The organism is candidate division KSB1 bacterium, assembly GCA_034505495.1.
Classification (GTDB): domain Bacteria; phylum Zhuqueibacterota; class Zhuqueibacteria; order Residuimicrobiales; family Krinioviventaceae; genus Fontimicrobium_A.
In genome coordinates, this window is record JAPDQV010000004.1 from 106,003 (window position 1) to 122,458 (window position 16,456).

At 54.8% G+C, this 16,456-nt stretch carries 15 protein-coding genes; 6 read left to right on the forward strand and 9 right to left on the reverse strand.

Going from position 1 to position 16,456, the window contains the following annotated elements:
• The 4 genes from ONB24_03170 to ONB24_03185 all read left to right on the forward strand — a co-directional run.
• Nucleotides 1-1,367 (forward strand): Nramp family divalent metal transporter (locus ONB24_03170; GenBank protein ID MDZ7315103.1); only part of this gene is annotated, 1,367 nt, incomplete at its 5' end.
• Nucleotides 1,368-1,535: 168 nt separating this feature from the next.
• Nucleotides 1,536-2,747 (forward strand): PQQ-binding-like beta-propeller repeat protein, encoded by a 1,212-nt coding sequence (locus ONB24_03175; protein ID MDZ7315104.1) that lies wholly within the window; start codon nt 1,536-1,538, stop codon nt 2,745-2,747.
• A gap of 175 nt (nt 2,748-2,922) precedes the next feature.
• The gene (locus ONB24_03180) at nt 2,923-3,447 is read left to right on the forward strand and encodes a TIGR03546 family protein (GenBank protein MDZ7315105.1); all 525 of its coding nucleotides are present in this window, start codon (nt 2,923-2,925) and stop codon (nt 3,445-3,447) included.
• A gap of 2 nt (nt 3,448-3,449) precedes the next feature.
• Nucleotides 3,450-5,300 carry a TIGR03545 family protein gene (locus tag ONB24_03185; protein ID MDZ7315106.1) on the forward strand — a complete coding sequence of 617 codons (1,851 nt, stop codon included), beginning with the start codon at nt 3,450-3,452 and terminating at the stop codon, nt 5,298-5,300.
• A 17-nt stretch (nt 5,301-5,317) separates the two neighbouring features.
• On the opposite strand, the gene ONB24_03190 is transcribed toward ONB24_03185, so the two are convergent.
• Entirely contained in the window at nt 5,318-5,719 is a 402-nt protein-coding gene (locus tag ONB24_03190; protein ID MDZ7315107.1) for a cytochrome c maturation protein CcmE, read from the reverse strand.
• Between ONB24_03190 and alr the strand changes: the two genes are divergently transcribed.
• Nucleotides 5,718-6,983, forward strand: coding sequence for an alanine racemase (gene alr, locus ONB24_03195; protein ID MDZ7315108.1), 1,266 nt, complete (start codon nt 5,718-5,720; stop codon nt 6,981-6,983). The two genes, ONB24_03190 and alr, sit on opposite strands and share 2 nt — an antisense overlap.
• A 9-nt stretch (nt 6,984-6,992) precedes the next feature.
• On the opposite strand, the gene ONB24_03200 is transcribed toward alr, so the two are convergent.
• The 7 genes from ONB24_03200 to ONB24_03230 all read right to left on the reverse strand — a co-directional run bounded on the left by ONB24_03200 (nt 6,993) and on the right by ONB24_03230 (nt 13,775).
• On the reverse strand, nt 6,993-7,526 hold the full coding sequence (locus ONB24_03200; GenBank protein MDZ7315109.1) for a D-lyxose/D-mannose family sugar isomerase: 534 nt from the start codon (nt 7,524-7,526) through the stop codon (nt 6,993-6,995).
• A 112-nt stretch (nt 7,527-7,638) separates the two neighbouring features.
• Nucleotides 7,639-8,424 carry a diadenylate cyclase CdaA gene (cdaA, locus tag ONB24_03205; GenBank protein ID MDZ7315110.1) on the reverse strand — a complete coding sequence of 262 codons (786 nt, stop codon included), beginning with the start codon at nt 8,422-8,424 and terminating at the stop codon, nt 7,639-7,641.
• A 3-nt stretch (nt 8,425-8,427) separates the two neighbouring features.
• Nucleotides 8,428-9,282 carry a dihydropteroate synthase gene (folP, locus tag ONB24_03210; protein ID MDZ7315111.1) on the reverse strand — a complete coding sequence of 285 codons (855 nt, stop codon included), beginning with the start codon at nt 9,280-9,282 and terminating at the stop codon, nt 8,428-8,430.
• A 4-nt stretch (nt 9,283-9,286) separates the two neighbouring features.
• Complete coding sequence (gene ftsH / locus ONB24_03215; protein MDZ7315112.1) at nt 9,287-11,173, reverse strand: ATP-dependent zinc metalloprotease FtsH; 1,887 nt, start codon at nt 11,171-11,173, stop codon at nt 9,287-9,289.
• A 167-nt stretch (nt 11,174-11,340) separates the two neighbouring features.
• Entirely contained in the window at nt 11,341-11,892 is a 552-nt protein-coding gene (gene hpt / locus ONB24_03220; GenBank protein MDZ7315113.1) for a hypoxanthine phosphoribosyltransferase, read from the reverse strand.
• Entirely contained in the window at nt 11,870-13,282 is a 1,413-nt protein-coding gene (tilS, locus tag ONB24_03225; protein ID MDZ7315114.1) for a tRNA lysidine(34) synthetase TilS, read from the reverse strand. The genes hpt and tilS overlap by 23 nt, the downstream gene beginning before the upstream one ends.
• 7 nt (nt 13,283-13,289) lie before the next feature.
• The gene (locus ONB24_03230; protein ID MDZ7315115.1) at nt 13,290-13,775 is read right to left on the reverse strand and encodes an MGMT family protein; all 486 of its coding nucleotides are present in this window, start codon (nt 13,773-13,775) and stop codon (nt 13,290-13,292) included.
• Nucleotides 13,776-14,020: 245 nt separating this feature from the next.
• Here ONB24_03230 and rfaE2 point away from each other — a divergent pair, with 245 nt between their 5' ends.
• Entirely contained in the window at nt 14,021-14,512 is a 492-nt protein-coding gene (rfaE2, locus tag ONB24_03235) for a D-glycero-beta-D-manno-heptose 1-phosphate adenylyltransferase (protein MDZ7315116.1), read from the forward strand.
• Here rfaE2 and ONB24_03240 read toward each other — a convergent pair whose 3' ends face one another.
• Entirely contained in the window at nt 14,513-16,423 is a 1,911-nt protein-coding gene (locus ONB24_03240; GenBank protein MDZ7315117.1) for an AMP-binding protein, read from the reverse strand.
• Between the last annotated feature and the right edge of the window lie 33 nt (nt 16,424-16,456).

Genomic DNA, 16,456 nt, shown 5'->3' on the forward strand with positions numbered 1-16,456 from the left:
GCGGTTTGGGCATTCTTTTGTTGGTCGGGCCCTCTATGGTTTGGGCAGCGGAGTTCATCGGCTCCGGCGAGGTCATCCTTTCTACGCGTATGGGGGCAATCCTGGGTCCCACGGTGTTGTGGGCGGTTGTGTTCGGCATTTTCCTGAAATACTGGATCGGGATGAGCGGCGCGCGCTATACGATCTGTACGGGCGAAGGCATGATCGACATGATCAGCCGCATGCCCGGACCCAAGAATTGGGCGGTTTGGGTGACGCTGATCGCTCAATTTGCCGCTGCCGCCGTTTCGATCGGCTCACTGGCCGCCGCCGCCGGTGTTTTTGTACACAGTCTGCTGCCGGTGTCTCCGGTTCTCGGCGGCTGGCTGGTCACTCTGTTCGCGCTGGCGGTGGTTTGGTCGGGCGTCTTTGACATCCTGAAAATGGTCATGAGCTTTTTTGTTCTGCTTATCGTCTTCGGCGTCCTGTATGTGGCCGTCAAAGTTTCTCCGGGGATGACGACGCTGCTGAAAGGCCTGCTTTTTGATGTGCCGCCGGTTCCGGATTGGGCTTTAAATCTTCCCGGGGTAAATGCCAATCCCTGGCGCGAGATTCTACCGGTGTTGGGCTGGGCGGCAGGAGGGTTTGCAAGCCAGGTTTGGTACACCTATTGGGTAATCGGCGCAGAATACGGCATGACTAAAGGTCGCGGTTACGGCCGCCCGGCCGATGTTGCGGCGCTGAAACAGATGCCAAAGCACGTTGCAGACAAAGTCGCCGGCTGGTGCCGCGTTGTTTATACGGACGCCACCTTGGCGATGCTCATCGGCGTCGTGACGACATCCGGATTTTTGTTGGCCGGCGCCGGCGTGCTGCGGCCGCATCAGTTGGCGCCTGAGGGACCCACCACGGCCATGACGTTGGCGACCATCTTTTCCTCGCGCTGGGGAGAGTTCGGCGCTGTTTTGTTTTTGCTTGCAGGCTGCGCCGCATTGATCAGCACACAAATCGGCCAACTGGCCGGTTGGCCGCGCCTTTTGGCCGATGCCCTCCGCATCTGTATACCCGCCTTCAACCGCCGTTTCAATTGGAAACAACAGTTTCGATTGTTTTTAAGTTTCTTTTTTCTCTCCAATATGATTCTCGTCTATTCATTCGGTTTCAAACCGGTGCTGATCGTTAAACTCTCGGCCGTACTGGACGGCCTGCTGCTGACCCCTCTTCAGGCGCTATGGATCTTGATCGGTCTCTTTGTTATACAACCGAGGCTTCTCTCACCCCAGGCGGCAGAACGATTGAAGCCGCATTGGATTTTTGCCGTCGGACTTTTTATCGCCTTTTTGGTTTACGGCTATTTTTGCGTGTTTCAAATTCCGTTACTTTTTTAACGAAATCGGGATTGCGGTCAAAAAACAGTTGTATCATTTTACCCAGCAGGAACCGGCGGCAGGCGCTTTTATCAGCCATGCCGTCGTACGACATTGAAGACCAATCGAACAATGGAAACATGACGTTCGTTTATAGGTTGCAGCGTCTAAAATGCAAGGAGGTTGCACATGAACAAAGGATTTAAAACGGTTGCGTGTTTGGCGCTAGGGCTGTTTCTGTCGCTTTCAGCGCAGGAATGGCCGCAATGGCGCGGCGTCAATCGCGACGGAAAAATCAGCGGCTTCAAAGCGCCGAAAGTGTGGCCTCAGACTTTGACCAAAGCTTGGCAGGTTACCGTCGGCTACGGCGATGCCACGCCGGCGCTGGTTGCAGATCGTCTCTATGTCTTCGCACGACAAGGCGATGAAGAGGTTTTACTGTGCCTTCGCGCAGCCGACGGCAGCGAGTTATGGCGGGCTGCTTATCCCGCGCCGGCGGTGACCGGACCGGCGGCCTCGCATCCCGGCCCAAGAAGTACTCCCTTGGTTGTTGACGGTAAGGTCGTGGTTCTTGGTGTCGGGGGCGAGCTGCGCTGCTTCAATGCCGCCGACGGGAAATTGTTGTGGGAAATCGAAGAATATGCCGGCAAAGTGCCGGACTTTTTCCCCTCCCTTTCTCCCTTGGCGCATAACGGAGTCGTCTATGCTCATCTCGGCGGGAAAAACGAAGCGGCCGTACTGGCCGTAGATTTACAAAGCGGCCAATTCAAATGGAAACTTGCCGCAGAATGTCCCAGCTATGCTTCTCCGATCATCGCAAAAATCGGCGGCATCGAACAGCTTGTTCTCTACTCCGAGAAAAGCCTGTTCGCCGTCGACATTAAGACGCCGCGCATTTTGTGGAGTTTGCCGTTGCAGTTGGAGCGCTTCTATTCCAATGCAGTGTCCCCCCTCCTTATCGGCGATCGAGTCATTGTAACCGGCCAAGGCAAAGGCACGACGGCCTATCAGATTCAAAAAGAGGGCACAGAATTCAAGCTCAAAGAAGTTTGGCATGCGGAAAGGGGGAACACCTTCAACACGCCGATTGTTCTCAACGGCGCCCTCTGGAGCTTGTCCGACAAAGGTCTTTTCTATGCTCTGAAAGCCGACGACGGCCGCGAACTCTGGGCGGGCGAGGAAAAGCACGACCGCTTCGGCTCCTTTGTCGACGCGGGCGAAGTTGTTTTTATGCTTTCGGCGACAGGCCAATTGGTCGTCCTTAAGCCGGAAAAAACATCGTTTCAAGAAGTTGCCCGCTACAAGGTTTCGGAAAAGGCAGTTTATGCTCACCCGATCGTCGCCGGAAAGCGAATTTATATCAAAGAAGAACAATCAGTAACGCTCTGGACGCTCGATTAAGTTAATAAACGTTTTTCTATATTTCGGATGAAATAGGCCGTCAATGCTTATGGGCAAGGCGGACGGAATTCCCGACGCCTTGCCTGCGTTTTTAGACGTCAGATTGAACAGCCGTAAAGCTGCCGCCTGTCGTTCAAACGGAAAGTGATGTTAGAGTCAACTCAAAGGTTAAGAGATGATCGCTTTAAAGATTCTTGCCAAACTGATCAAGACGCTGCGCTCGAATGCCGCACCGGCGCAGATTGCATGGGGATTCGTCTTGGGCATGATTCTCGGTCTCACCCCTCTGTGGAATCTGCACAATCTATTGGTGATTCTTCTTCTCATCATTTTCAACGTCAATTTGGGCGCGGCCACATTGGCGTTTTTTATCTTTAGTCTCTTTGCCTATCTGCTCGACCCGTTGTTCCACAGTCTCGGGTACTTTTTGCTGGTTGAGGTGGAGTCCTTGCGACCATTGTGGGTCTTTTGCTGCAGCACGCCGATCCTCGCTTTCGCCAACCTCAACAACACCGTCGTTTTGGGCAGCCTGGTAAGCTCCCTGGTTCTGCTGCTGCCGGTCTTTTTCCTCTTTAAAAAATTCGTAGTCGTCTATCGACAGAGCATCGATCCGCGCGTGCAGCAGTTAAAAATCATGCAAATCATCAACAGTTCCAAGATCTACAATTTGTATCAGCAAGTCAGCCGATGGGGAGAATAGCCGTGCGTTGGAAAGGAATTCTTTTTTTGGCGGTATTAGCTGCTCTGTTTATTGTTCTAAGCCTTATTTTTACCGACCTTTGGTTGGAAAGGCGGCTTGAAAATTTGGGATCCTCATTGGTCGGGGCAAAAGTCGAAATCGATCATCTCGATTTTTCCTTCGTTGGTCTGCATCTGAAATGGGACAGCCTTCAGGTCGCCAATCCCAAACAGACCATGAAGAACATTTTGACCACCGGCCGGACTGAATTCGACCTCGATCTGTTGCCGTTGTTGCAGAAAAAGATCGTCATCGAAAATCTGCAGGTGACATCGGTGACTTCGGGAACCGATCGCACGACCGACGGCAAGCTCCCGAAAAAACCGCGTCCGGAGAAAGAAAAAAAGCCGAATCTGATCACCAAAACCATCGATCGGCTGACGCAACAGGTCGCCGAAGCGCCGGCCTGGAATCTTGACGATCTCGGTAAAAAGGTGAACGTCGACAGCCTCATCAAATTCCTCGACATCCGCTCGCCGCAAAAAATCGACTCGCTCTATCAGGCGACTAAAACGCGTTACGACTATTGGGATAGCCTGTTCTCCTCAATCAAGGTCAAGCAGGAACTCAACGATTTTGAGACTAAGCTGACGGCGCTTCGGCCGAATGAAATCCGTTCCCTTGAAGATTTGGAAGCAGCCTTGCAGACGGTGCGCAGGATCAAGACAAAGGTCGATTCGCTGGAAAAATTTGTTGCGGATACGCGCGCAGGACTCAAGAGCGATTTGGATCTCTCGTTTCAAGGCGTCAGCTTGGCGGACGATTGGATAAAGGAAGATTATCGGCGCGCTCTGGAAAAGGCGCGGTTACCGGAGATCAGCAAGGAAAACATGGCCCGCTTTCTGTTCGGCGATCAGGTTGTCAACGATGCGGTGCGGGCTTTGGCTACTGTGAACACCGTCCGTTCTTACGCGGAAATGTTCAAATCGGACAAGCCGAAGAAAGAGAAACCGCCGCGTTTAAAAGGCCAGACCATTCATTTTGTTGAAGAAAACCACTATCCCCGCTTTTGGATCAAGAACGTGCGCCTCTCTGGCCACACGACGCGCGGTTTCCGTATCGAGGGCGGCGTAACGGATATTACGACGCAGCAACTGCTGGTCGGTCGGCCGACGGTCCTCAAAATTGCCGCCGAACGTCGCGACGGCGCCAACCTCGCCTTTGGGGGGGAGCTGAATTATCTGAGCGCCCCGCGGGAAACCTTTCGCCTGGAGCTCAACCGCATGCCGCTGCAGAACGTCACGCTGTCCAATCTTCGGCTGCTGCCGCAGCGGATTGCTCAAGGCAGCGGCCGTTTGAATCTGGACCTGCAGTTGACCGAGGATCGCATCCAGGGCGAACTCTATTTCATTGCCGAAAAGCTGCGGTTTGCCTTTGCCGAAGAAGCGACCAAGCGGCATGAACAGATCCTTCGCCGCGTGATCGATGCGGCGGATCTTCTTGATCTGCGCGTTTCCCTCCTAAGCGACGAAGGCAAGACCTCTTTGCGCCTGAATTCCAACCTCGACGATTTCCTGGCGCGTGAACTGAGAGCCGTGCTGAGCGAAGAAGTCGATAAAGCCAAAGCCAAGATCGAAGCGTATCTCGCGTCGCAAATCGATCGGCATAAGCAACAGCTGGACAAACTAGTGCAGACCAAAAGCGCGGCTCTCGGCATGGAGATCGACTCGATTGACGAGCTGATCAAGAATCCTAAAAAACTGCTCGACGAAAAACAAAAGGAACTGGAGCGCCGCATCGAGGAGGAAAAGAAAAAAGGAGCCAAGCGTCTGGAGGATGAAGTCAAAAAGCGTCTGCCCGGCGTCGGTCGCTGAGCGCTTACCTTTGGGTGTCAGAGAGTCTCATTCGATTGTTGACGCTTCGCCTCATATTTTGACGGGCATTTCAGCATGATTTTGGAGGCGCGGAACGAACCGTCGACCAGCTTGCCTTCAAGCACCACCTCCTGGGCTTCCGCCAGCTGATCGGGTTTGACGCCGTGATAAATTACGTTGAGGGTGTCTTGATCCGTAAACAGCCGAAAGGTTAATTGTCGGCCGAGCCGATCATAATGAATAGAGCGGGGATCGGCAAATCCATGCACGCGTAGGGTTCGTCCGCTGTTCGGTTCGCCGCGCGCGACGAGCTCGGATACCGTCAAATAATAAGCGGTGCTGCTGCGCAGACCATCGACAATCAAAAAAATCAGTGCGCCGACAATTAATGCGACGCCGACGACCACTTTGAGTTTCATGAGCGCCTCTGTTTGTACCGGCGACAAAATACAAACCGAACGAATAGAAAACAAGTGCGAGTATCAGCTGGATATGGATTTTTCCGACATACCAAAGAATGCGGAGTTATTGCGGCCGGCTTGGGTTGAGGTGGATCTCGATGCCGTCGCCCATAATGTGCGCCAAATCAAGGCCTATCTGGGTAATGTCAAGCTGCTGGCGGTGGTAAAGGCGGACGGTTACGGTGCCGGTGCGGTCGAGACGGCACGAACCATTGTCGAGAGCGGCGCCGACTATTTGGGAGTGGTCATGCTGGAAGAGGCGTATGAACTGCGCTGCGCCGGCATTCAAGCGCCTATCCTCAACACCGGCACCGTTTTCCCCGAGCAGGCGGAGCACGTTCTGGCTCTCGACCTCGAGCAGATGATCGATCGCTACGAGACCGCTGCCGCGCTCTCCCGCGCCGCCGTTAAAGCCGCCAAGACGGCCCGCATTCACTGTAAAATCGACACCGGCATGAGCCGCTACGGATTTGCCTTCGCCTCAGCCGCGGCGGAAATTGCCCGCATCGTTGCACTGCCGCGCCTGCAGATCATCGGCGCCTTTACTCATTTCCCTATGTCGGATGGGCTCGACAAGAGCTTTGCGCTGCTGCAAATCGAGCGAATGTTACGGGTAAAACGCGATTTGGAAGCAATGGGGATTGCGATTCCCCTTTGGCACATGGCCAACAGCGGCGGAACACTCGATTTACCTCAGGCGCATTTCGATATGGTGCGCGTCGGTCTGCTGAATTACGGTTATTGGCCGTCGAAAGAAGTTCGTCGTCCATTCGAGATCAAGCCGGCGATCAGCCTAAAGGCCCGCATCGTGGCCGTGCGGCAGATTGGTCGCGGCGACAGCGTCGGTTACGGCCGCAAGTTCATTGCCGAAAAGGATGAGCGAATTGCCGTGCTGCCCATCGGCTATGCCGACGGCTATGACCGCGGACTGAGCAAAATCGGCGAAGTTATCTGCAAAGGCAGGCGACTGCCGATCGTCGGCGGCTTGTGCATGGACGCCGCTTTTATCAAGGTGACGGAATGGCCGGACATCGGCATCGGCGATCTTGTGACGCTCATGGGCAAAGACGGCGATGACGAAATTTCTCCCCATGACATTGCCGCTTTGATCGGCTCGGTATCGTACGAAGTGATTTGTCGGTTGGGGCGAAGGCTGCCGCGCGTCTATGTCAAAAACGGCCGCGTCTCTGCCGTGCGCAACGAGTTGATGAGAAAAAGTTGAAACGACGCCTCAGGCTTCGACGCGCCGAATCTGCGGATCGGTAAAGAGGTCGTACTCGTCGCGGCTGGTGGTGGAGAATTCCGAAATGACGGCGCCTTCATCGCCCGCCTGAAACCAGTGCAGGGTATTGGGAGGCAGGGTATACTGTTCACCGGGCCGCAGAACGATCTCATGCCATACCGTAAAGCAGTTCGCTTTGTCCTGCGGAATGCGGGCTTGGGGATTCGGCGTCGGATCGCCCGGGACGTAGAGGTAAACAACGCCGCAACGGCAGCGAAAAGTTTCTTCTTTGCCCGGATCATCCAGAAGCGGCGGATGACGATGCTCGGGACAAATTTGCCGCGGCAGAAGCACCAATTCCTTGGCGCATACGCGCTCCGTATTGACGTAAACGACAATTCCCAAACCAATCTCCAAAAATCGCCCCAAACCCAAATCGGTAATTTCAACGGCCGCTTTTTCCGCCTCGGTCAAAACAATGCCCGCTCTCTGCAGATAGTCGAGGACGAGAAAACGGGCCGTTTCTTTTTCATTTTCCTTCATACCAAAATCCCAAATCTTGATGAACCAATCTTTTCCGTTTTTACCCGTAAAAACTGAAAAAGCGCTCTCGTCCGTTGGTAACGATCCAAGTCTATCGTACTAATTGAAAGCCCTAACGCGTCGTCAACGGCCCGTACTGAAAACCCTCGATGAGAATGCGTTTCAGTTCAGCGGCGCTGAGGTCGCGGTGCAACACGCCGTTCATAGCCACCGAGATTTTGCCGCGTTCTTCGGAAATGACGATGACAATGGCATCTGATTCTTTCGAAAGGGTCAGTGCCGCCTTGTGGCGGGTACCGTATTCAATGTCGGCAAACTCGTCCTGGGAGATGGGCAGGATGCATTTAGCCGCCTCGATGAGGTCGTTTTGAATGACGACAGCGCCGTCGTGCAACGGCGAGCGGGGGTTAAAGATGGAAATCAGGAGGGCGGGCGATACTTCGGCCTGCAGGCGCGTACCGGTTTCGATAATTGGCCGCATGCCGGTCTCGCGCGCCATAACGATCAGGGCGCCGTAGCCTCGGTCGCATAGCGCTACCGACGCTTCAACCACCTGATCGATAACCTTGCTGCCCCCGACTTTGATGAAAAAACGGACAATCGGGCTTTGTCCCATGGTGATCAATAATCTGCGGATTTCGGATTGAAAGATGATGACAAAGGCCACAACCCACACGGTGCGGACGTTCTCAAAGATCCAGGTCATGCCTTTGAGCTGCAAAAGAGGCGCCACGGCGGAGGCGAGCAGGATAAAAACCAGCCCCACCAGCATCTGCATGCCGTAGGAACCACGGAGGAAATTGTACAGTCGATAGATGATGTACGACATCACGGCGATGTCGAACAGATCCATGACGGTGACGGGCAAGAATCCTATGCGAAAGAGGACAAAGCGCATGGCTTATAATCCGCTGACGTCCAGGCGACCGGAAACGGCATCGGCGATCAGAGCAGCGCGCTTGGCGGCGCGGACGTCGTGAACGCGAACAATGCGTGCACCCAGGAAAACTGCAATTGCAACCGCGGCAAGAGTACCTTCGAGCCGTTCTTCGGGCGGCAGGTCGAGAATCCTGCCGATAAACGATTTGCGCGACGGGCCGATCAGCAGCGGCTGTTCGAGACGCCGAAATTCTTCCAGCCGCCGCAGGATTTCGAGATTGTGCTGCAGCGTCTTACCGAAGCCGATTCCAGGATCGACGACGATCTGTTCGCGCTTCACGCCGGCGGCTTGGACCGTAGCGATCCGCGCTTCAAGCTCGCGGAGGATGTCCTCAACCACATCGTCGTATTGCGGCTGCAGCTGCATGGTCTTGGGCTCGCCTTGGATGTGCATCAGCACCAAACCGGCGCCGCTTTCGGCCGCCAGCTCGGCCATGCGCGGATCGTAGGTGCAGCCACTGATGTCGTTGATGATTTCCGCACCGGCCGCCAGAGCGGCTTTGGCAACCGCGGCTTTGCGCGTATCGATGGAAATCGGCAGATCGAGGCGCGCCGCAATGCGCTCGATGACCGGCAGAATGCGACGCAGCTCTTCTTCTTCGGGTACGGTTTCGGAGCCCGGCCGCGTCGATTCGCCGCCGACGTCGAGAATGTCGGCGCCTTCTTCGGATAAGCGCATCGCCTGCTCGACGGCCGCTTGAGGATCGGCGTAACGGCCGCCGTCGTAAAACGAATCGGGCGTCACGTTCAAAATCCCCATAACAAGCGGCCGGTTCAGGTCGAGCCGTCGTTTTGCGGTTTGCCAATAGTTTTGCATCAAGTCAGCTCGCACTTTGTGTATCGGTCTGAGCTTCGGCAGAAGCGGCTGCGCGGCTTTTGCGCCTGCGGGCGGTTCCCTGCTTTCTTTCAGCTTCGGCCTGCTTCTTGGGTTTGACCGGCTCGAGCGCTTCACCTTTCATAATCTGGTCGATCTCTTCGCTGTCGAGGCTTTCCCGTTCCAAAAGCGCGGCAGCGAGACGATGGAGCGTGTCGATGTTGGTCTGCAGCAGATTATCGACGTCCTGCTGCGCCTCCAGAATCAGCCGCCGTACTTCGCGGTCGATCATCTGGGCGGTTGCCTCGCTGTAATCGCGATGCTGAGCGATCTCGCGTCCCAAAAAGATCTCTTCCTGTTTTTCGCCGTAGGTGACCGGACCCATCTCTTCGCTCATCCCCCACTCGCAGACCATTTTGCGCGCCAATTCGGTCGCCCGCTTGATGTCGTCTCCGGCGCCGGTGGTATACTCGTTAAAGATCAGCTTTTCGGCCTCGCGGCCGCCCAAGAGCTGACGCAGCATAGCCAGACAATAGGTGCGTGAGTAACTGTGCTTTTCGTCGATCGGCATGGTCCAAGTAACGCCCAACGCTCGACCGCGCGGGATGATGGTGACCTTGTGTACCGGATCGGAGCCGGGCGTCAGACGCGCCACCAAGACATGACCGGCTTCATGGTAGGCGGTGCTCTGCTTTTCCTTTTCGCTGATCAGCAGGCTCTTCCGCTCCGTGCCCATGATCACCTTGTCCTTTGCCTCTTCGAAATCTTCCATATCGACGCGCTGCTTATTTTTGCGGGCGGCCAGCAGAGCGGCTTCGTTCACCATGTTCGCCAGATCTGCGCCGGAAAATCCTGGCGTGCCTTTGGCTAGAATGCTCAAATCGACATCCGGGCCGAGGGGGATTTTGCGCGTGTGCACCTTGAGGATGCCCTCACGGCCGCGTACGTCCGGACGGTCGACGACGATTTGTCGGTCGAAGCGGCCGGGCCGCAGCAGCGCCGAATCGAGCACGTCGGGCCGATTGGTGGCCGCCAGCACGATCACGCCGTCGTTGGAGGTAAAGCCGTCCATTTCCACCAACAGCTGATTCAGAGTCTGTTCGCGTTCGTCGTGGCCGCCGCCCAAGCCGGCGCCGCGATGTCTGCCCACTGCATCCAGTTCATCGATAAAAATGATGCAGGGCGCATTCTTTTTCCCTTGCTCAAAAAGATCGCGCACGCGTGAAGCGCCCACGCCGACGAACATTTCCACAAAGTCGGCGCCGGACATGCTGAAAAAGGGCACACCGGCTTCGCCGGCTACCGCCTTGGCCAACAGCGTCTTGCCGGTTCCCGGAGGGCCGAGCAACAGCGCGCCTTTGGGGATCTTGCCGCCCAAGCGTTGAAACTTTTCCGGTTCTTTGAGAAACTCGATGATTTCGCGCAGCTCCTGCTTGGCTTCATCGGCGCCGGCCACGTCGTTAAAGGTCACGCGCGGATAGTTCTCATTGACCAGCCTGGCGCGCGACTTGCCGAAATTGAAAATACCTTGTTGTCCGCCCGCCTGCATTCGGCGTAAAAGATAAAGCCAAACGCCTAAAAACAGAATCCACGGCAGCGCCTGCATCAACATGGTCAGAAGGCTGGGCGAGCTAGGTTTGAAAGTAATCTTGACGCCGTGTTCCGTTCGCCACTTTTCGGTAGTGGCAAAATCCGGAGTGGTCGGCAGCACCACTTTAAAAGTCTCCAGGCTTTCCGAGCCCTCGGCGCGCCGCTTGCCCGTCACCAGGCTTTCCTCCACGCGAATTTCTGTCACGCGGCCCTTTTCCATGGATTCCATGAACTCGTCATAACCGATCAGGCTCTGCTTTCTCTCCCGTTCGCCGGAAAACTGCTGCGAAATGAGCAGCGCCAAGGCAAACAGGCCGATCCAGAAGAAAAGCGACCGCGATGCCTTGCCCCACTGCGGCGGATTTTGTTCCGGCCCGCCCGGCTTGGACTGCCGCGGCGGCGTCGGATTGTTCGACTGTTTTAGAAAAAGAGATTTATATAAAGATTTCATAGAGCGTTTTTGCCTTTTCGTTAGTCTAAAATGTAAACTGCCGGCAGATTGCGCAGCAGCTGTTTATGATCCAACCCATAGCCGATGACAAACTCGTTGGGAATCTCGAAACCAACGTAATCGATCGTTCGCGGATATTTGACATTTTCCTTTTTGTAGAGCAAAGTCACGTATTTGAGTGAGGCCGGCCTGAGCTGCTGAAACATCTGATCCATGTAGTGCAGAGACAGTCCGGTATCGACAATGTCCTCGACGACCAACACATGCCGGCCGGTTATGTTTGCGTCGATGCCTTTGAGCACCGTCACCTTGCCGGACGAGACCTTTTCGTCGCCGTAACTGGAAAGCTTGATGAAATCGATCTCCAAATCGATTTCAATAGCGCGCACCAAATCGGCGATAAAGATAAAACAGCCGTTGAGCACGCCGATAACGATCGGATCCTTGCCGCGATAGTCGCGGGTAATTTCGCGCCCCAATTCCAGGATGCGTTGACGGATCTGCTCCTGCGTGATGAGCACGCGAAAGTCGCCGCCGTATACGGCGCGTTCATAAATTGATTTTTCGATCATGCAGTAATGTCAACTTTAAACAGTTTCGAGTAGTTTCCGTGATTTTTACGCGATCATCGAGCCGCAAGCCGCAGACCCATACGATCCCCTCCTGATCCAATAAAATCGGCAGGCGCTTTCGTTCATGCCTCGGCACATGCGCTTCGTTCATCAAATCGGAGACCTTCTTGCGTCCTACGCCGTTGAGCGGCCGAAAACGATCGCCTGCCTGAAACGGGCGAATCTGAAACGGCGGCCGCAGCGCATCCGCATCGAGATAGGCAACCGTCGCGGGATGTGCAAAGATTAACGGTTTTTCAGCCGGCGTTATTTCCATGATGAGGTCATCCCATAATGGAATGGCACCTTTGAGTTTATCGAAGGCAAGCGGCTCTGGAACCGCCTTCAATCGGGAAATCGTCAGCCGCTCACCTTCCAAAGAGATCTCGATATCGCGCCCCAGTCTAAAGCTCTTGCCGAATCGTCCCGACCGGAGAAAGCGACTCAAATTCTCCCAAACGGCAAACGACAGGCGGCGCGGGTCATCGCGCAAGATCCGGAGCGCCTGCTGTAATATTAGTCTTTGCAGAGAGTTAAGATACGCTAAAAACAGCTGATTATCAAGGACAATTTTGTCCTCCCGCGATTCGATTAGGCACCGGTGCAACATCTCTTCTGCGGCGGTTTCCTGCACTCCATCCAACTCCGAGGCGGATTCCGCCAGTCGGTTGAGCGCGGCAACGACTCGGGGATTGAACTGCTCTTTGAGAAGCGGCAGGAGCACGAGTCGGATGCGGTTGCGGCGAAAAGCGGGATTCCGGTTGCTCGAGTCTTCGCGAAAGACCAGTCCGATTGCCTCGGCGGCTTCGGCCAGCTCGCGGCGTTCGGCAAACAGCAACGGGCGAATGTAAAGCCCTCTCTTGACGGGAATTCCGCTGAGACCCTTGATGCCGCAGCCGCGGAGCAGATGATCGAGAACCGTTTCGGCCTGGTCGTCCGCCGTATGTGCCGTAGCCACTGCACCCAAGGCAAGTGACTGTGCGGCAGCTTCGAAAAACCGATACCGCAGTTCACGGGCGGCCGTTTCCAGCGACAGCTTGTTCGATGCGGCAAAAGCCGTTACGTCGGCAGCTTCGCTCGAAAATGGAATTCCTCTTGATTTGCAGTATTCGCACACAAACGCTTCGTCGCCGTCCGACTCTTCTCCGCGCAGGCAATGATTGAAATGCAAAACAAAGAGCTCGAGACGCCGTTTTTCCCGAATTCGTTCGAGTAAAAGCAGCAACAACATCGAGTCGAGACCGCCGGAAACGGCCGCTCCCAGCCGCTGCCCCTCCTCGATTAATCCATGACGATCGACAAAAGCTTCGAACCTTTCGGTCAAACGCTCAAGTAAATCCTTGCTGCCCATCGAACACTCAAATTTTAACCAACGCCTGCCGATAGTTTTCCACAATCCATTTTTTGCCTTTTTGTACGAGGTGATGACCCTCTGCCTCCAATCGCTGCCTTTGCAGGTCTACGCCGCCCGGATATTTGGGGTTGACCTCGCCGTCGCTTTTCAAAATGCGCCAATAGGGCGTTATGTCGCTTTTTCCTGCCTGCAGCTCCTCTTCCGCAGCGTAAGCTGCAACCCAGCAAAAGATTCCGGTTGTAATGGGACAAGCCGTTGTTGTGCCGTATTGCGACGCCAAAGCTTTGCGAATCTCGTTGATGGTCAGCAGTTTTCCCGTCGGCACTCGCCGCATGATCGCATCGACGTCGAGCGGTTTGGCAATGACAAACGTATCGCCGGGTTTGACTCCCCATCGCATTGCGATTTTCATCGACGCGTCGCAGACGACAATTTTCGGCAAATTTTTGCTGTCGGCCAGTTTTTCATGCCAAGACTTTTTTGCGGCCATGCGCATTTCTCCTCGCGGAACCCGAGATCTTTAGCGGCAATAAGCAATAATTTGTCATCATCAAAAACAAAGGCGTACTTTCAAGGCATTCCTCAGCATGGGTTCTATATTCAAATCAGAGGCTTTTGGCGCCGCAATTTGCGTCGGCGGCTGACTTGATTTCCGGCGCTTTTTATAGCGTCTGCAGAAAAACAATTGGAGAGCAGCCTTTTTCTCTTTACATTTTCGCCAAACGGGAGGTCGATATGACGCATATTTCGAAACAAAAGACGCTCGCAGAATTGATGGAAATCGTCGCCTTGGGTCGCTCGACGGGGAAAAAGGTTGTGTGGACGAACGGATGCTTTGATATTCTGCATGCGGGGCATGTATTGTACCTCCACGCGGCCAAAGAACAGGGCGACATCCTCATCGTCGGCGTCAACAGCGACGCTTCGGTGCGGCGCAACAAGGGACCTCAGCGGCCGATCAACTCGGAGAAGGATCGCCTCATCGTGCTGGCGGCGCTCGAGTGCGTCGATTATCTGCTGCTGTTCGATGACGATTCTCCGGTGCAATTAATCGACCAGTTGCGGCCGGACATTTACGTCAAGGGCGGCGATTACACCATCGATACCGTCAACCAGGACGAACGGCGGCTGGTGGAACGGTACGGCGGCAAAATCGTGTTGATTCCCGGTGTTCCCGGCCTTTCCACCAGCGCCGTTATCGAAAAAATCCTGCAGGCTTACCGATAATTACTCGGTAAAGCGGGAGACAATGGTCAGGTTCTGGTGGTTATAGATGTCCTTGCCTTCCGGCGTGTACATGTAATCCAGGCGCGATTTGTAGAACTCGACAATGCGGCCGCGCACCATTTTGAGCGTGCTGTTGAGTAGGCGGTTTTGCTCGGTAAAACCTTCGCCGAGCAGGGCAAAGGTTGCCGGCAGCCACTTCGATGGAAAGAGTCCCGCCTGCTTGCCGCTGCGGTACTCTTCGATCACGTCATCGATCAGCTTGATGGCGGCGCGTTGACCTTCCGGCGTCTTGACGCTCAGTCCTTTTTGCGCCAGAGCCCTGACGACCGCCGCTTGATTCGGCACAATCAATGCCGTCGTGTAGGGCGACTGGTTGTTGTAGAGCATCATCTGATCGATCAGATCGCTGTGGCTGCAAAGGGTCTCTTCGATGCCCTCGGGACTGTATTTTTCACCGTCATTGCTGATCAGCAGACTTTTTTCGCGACCAAGCACATAAAGAAAGCCGTCCGCATCCACATAACCAAGGTCGCCGGTGTAAAGCCAACCGTCGCGCAAAGTTTCGCGTGTAGCCTTTTCATTTTTCCAATAGCCCGCCATGACGTTTTCGCCCTTGACGATAATCTGTCCCTTTTCGCCCACCGGCAGTTCGCGGCCGTTATCGTCGATGATTTTCAGCTCGAGATTCGGGACGATTTTCCCAGAAGAGCCGAGTTTGTGGCACTTGGGTACATTGGCGGAAATGATCGGTGCCGCTTCAGTCAGCCCATAGCCCTGAAACATTGGTATGCCGATGGCATAGAAGAAGCGCTGCAGTTCTATGTCCAAAAGCGCGCCGCCGCCGATAAAGAACTCTAACCGGCCGCCGAAATTTTCGCGAATTTTGCTGAACAGGATCTTGTCGTAGAGCGCCAACAGCGGCTTTTTTAGTTTGCGCAGCCCTTTGCCGCGATCCCAACCGATGCCGTTGTACTCATAGGCCGTGGCTAAAGCTTTCTGAAAAAGCTTTTCCACCTTGGGCCCCTTTTGCCGAATGCCTTTTTCGATGTTCTTGCGGAAATTGGCCGCCAAGGCCGGTACGCTGAGCAGAAAGACCGGCCGCGTTTCTTTGATGTTGACGGGAATATTTTTCAATGTCTCCAGCGGCGAAGACCCAACCTGCACCGACGCCATCGAGGCGCCGTTGCGCATCAGCGTATAGATGCCGGCCGTGTGCGCAAAAGAGTGATCCCATGGCAAAATGAGCAGCGACGTGTACCATTCGGGAATCGGCAGCAGCGCCGAAGCCTGCTCGACATTGGCCGTATAATTACGGTGCGTGAGGATGATGCCCTTGGGATCAGCGGTGGTTCCCGACGTATAGCAGATGTTTGCGGGATCATTTTCGCGCACGCCTCTCCACCGCACATCGAACTCTTCGCGGGAAGTCTTGAGGAACTCGTCACCCTGACGGTAAAGTTCTTCAAGAGGCACGATATTTTCCGCCGCTTCATCGATCGGATCGAGAACAATGATCTTTTCGAGATCGGGAAGGTCGTTTTGGATCGCCAACACTTTGCGCGCCTGGTTCTTCGAGACTACCGCCATGCGGCAGCCGGAATGCGCTAGGCGGAACTTGAGCTCGGACAGCTCCTCGATTTTGACCGAAAGCGGCACATTGATCACACCGGTATAAAGAATGCCGAGCTCGGAAATGACCCAATCGTTGCGGCCTTCGGAAATGAGCGCAATGCGGTCGCCTCTTTGAATGCCGTTGGCCATCAAACCGGCGGCAAAACGGTAAACCGACTGCTGGATCTCTTTGTACGTCGTCCCTTCATAACGGTCGGTCTTTTTCTCCCACATGAGAATGTTGTCGGGATACTTTTTCACGCTGTCTTCGAACAACTGCACCAAGGTTCTCTCGCTCACGATTGCTCTCCTTCTGTTGACAGAATGCACGTT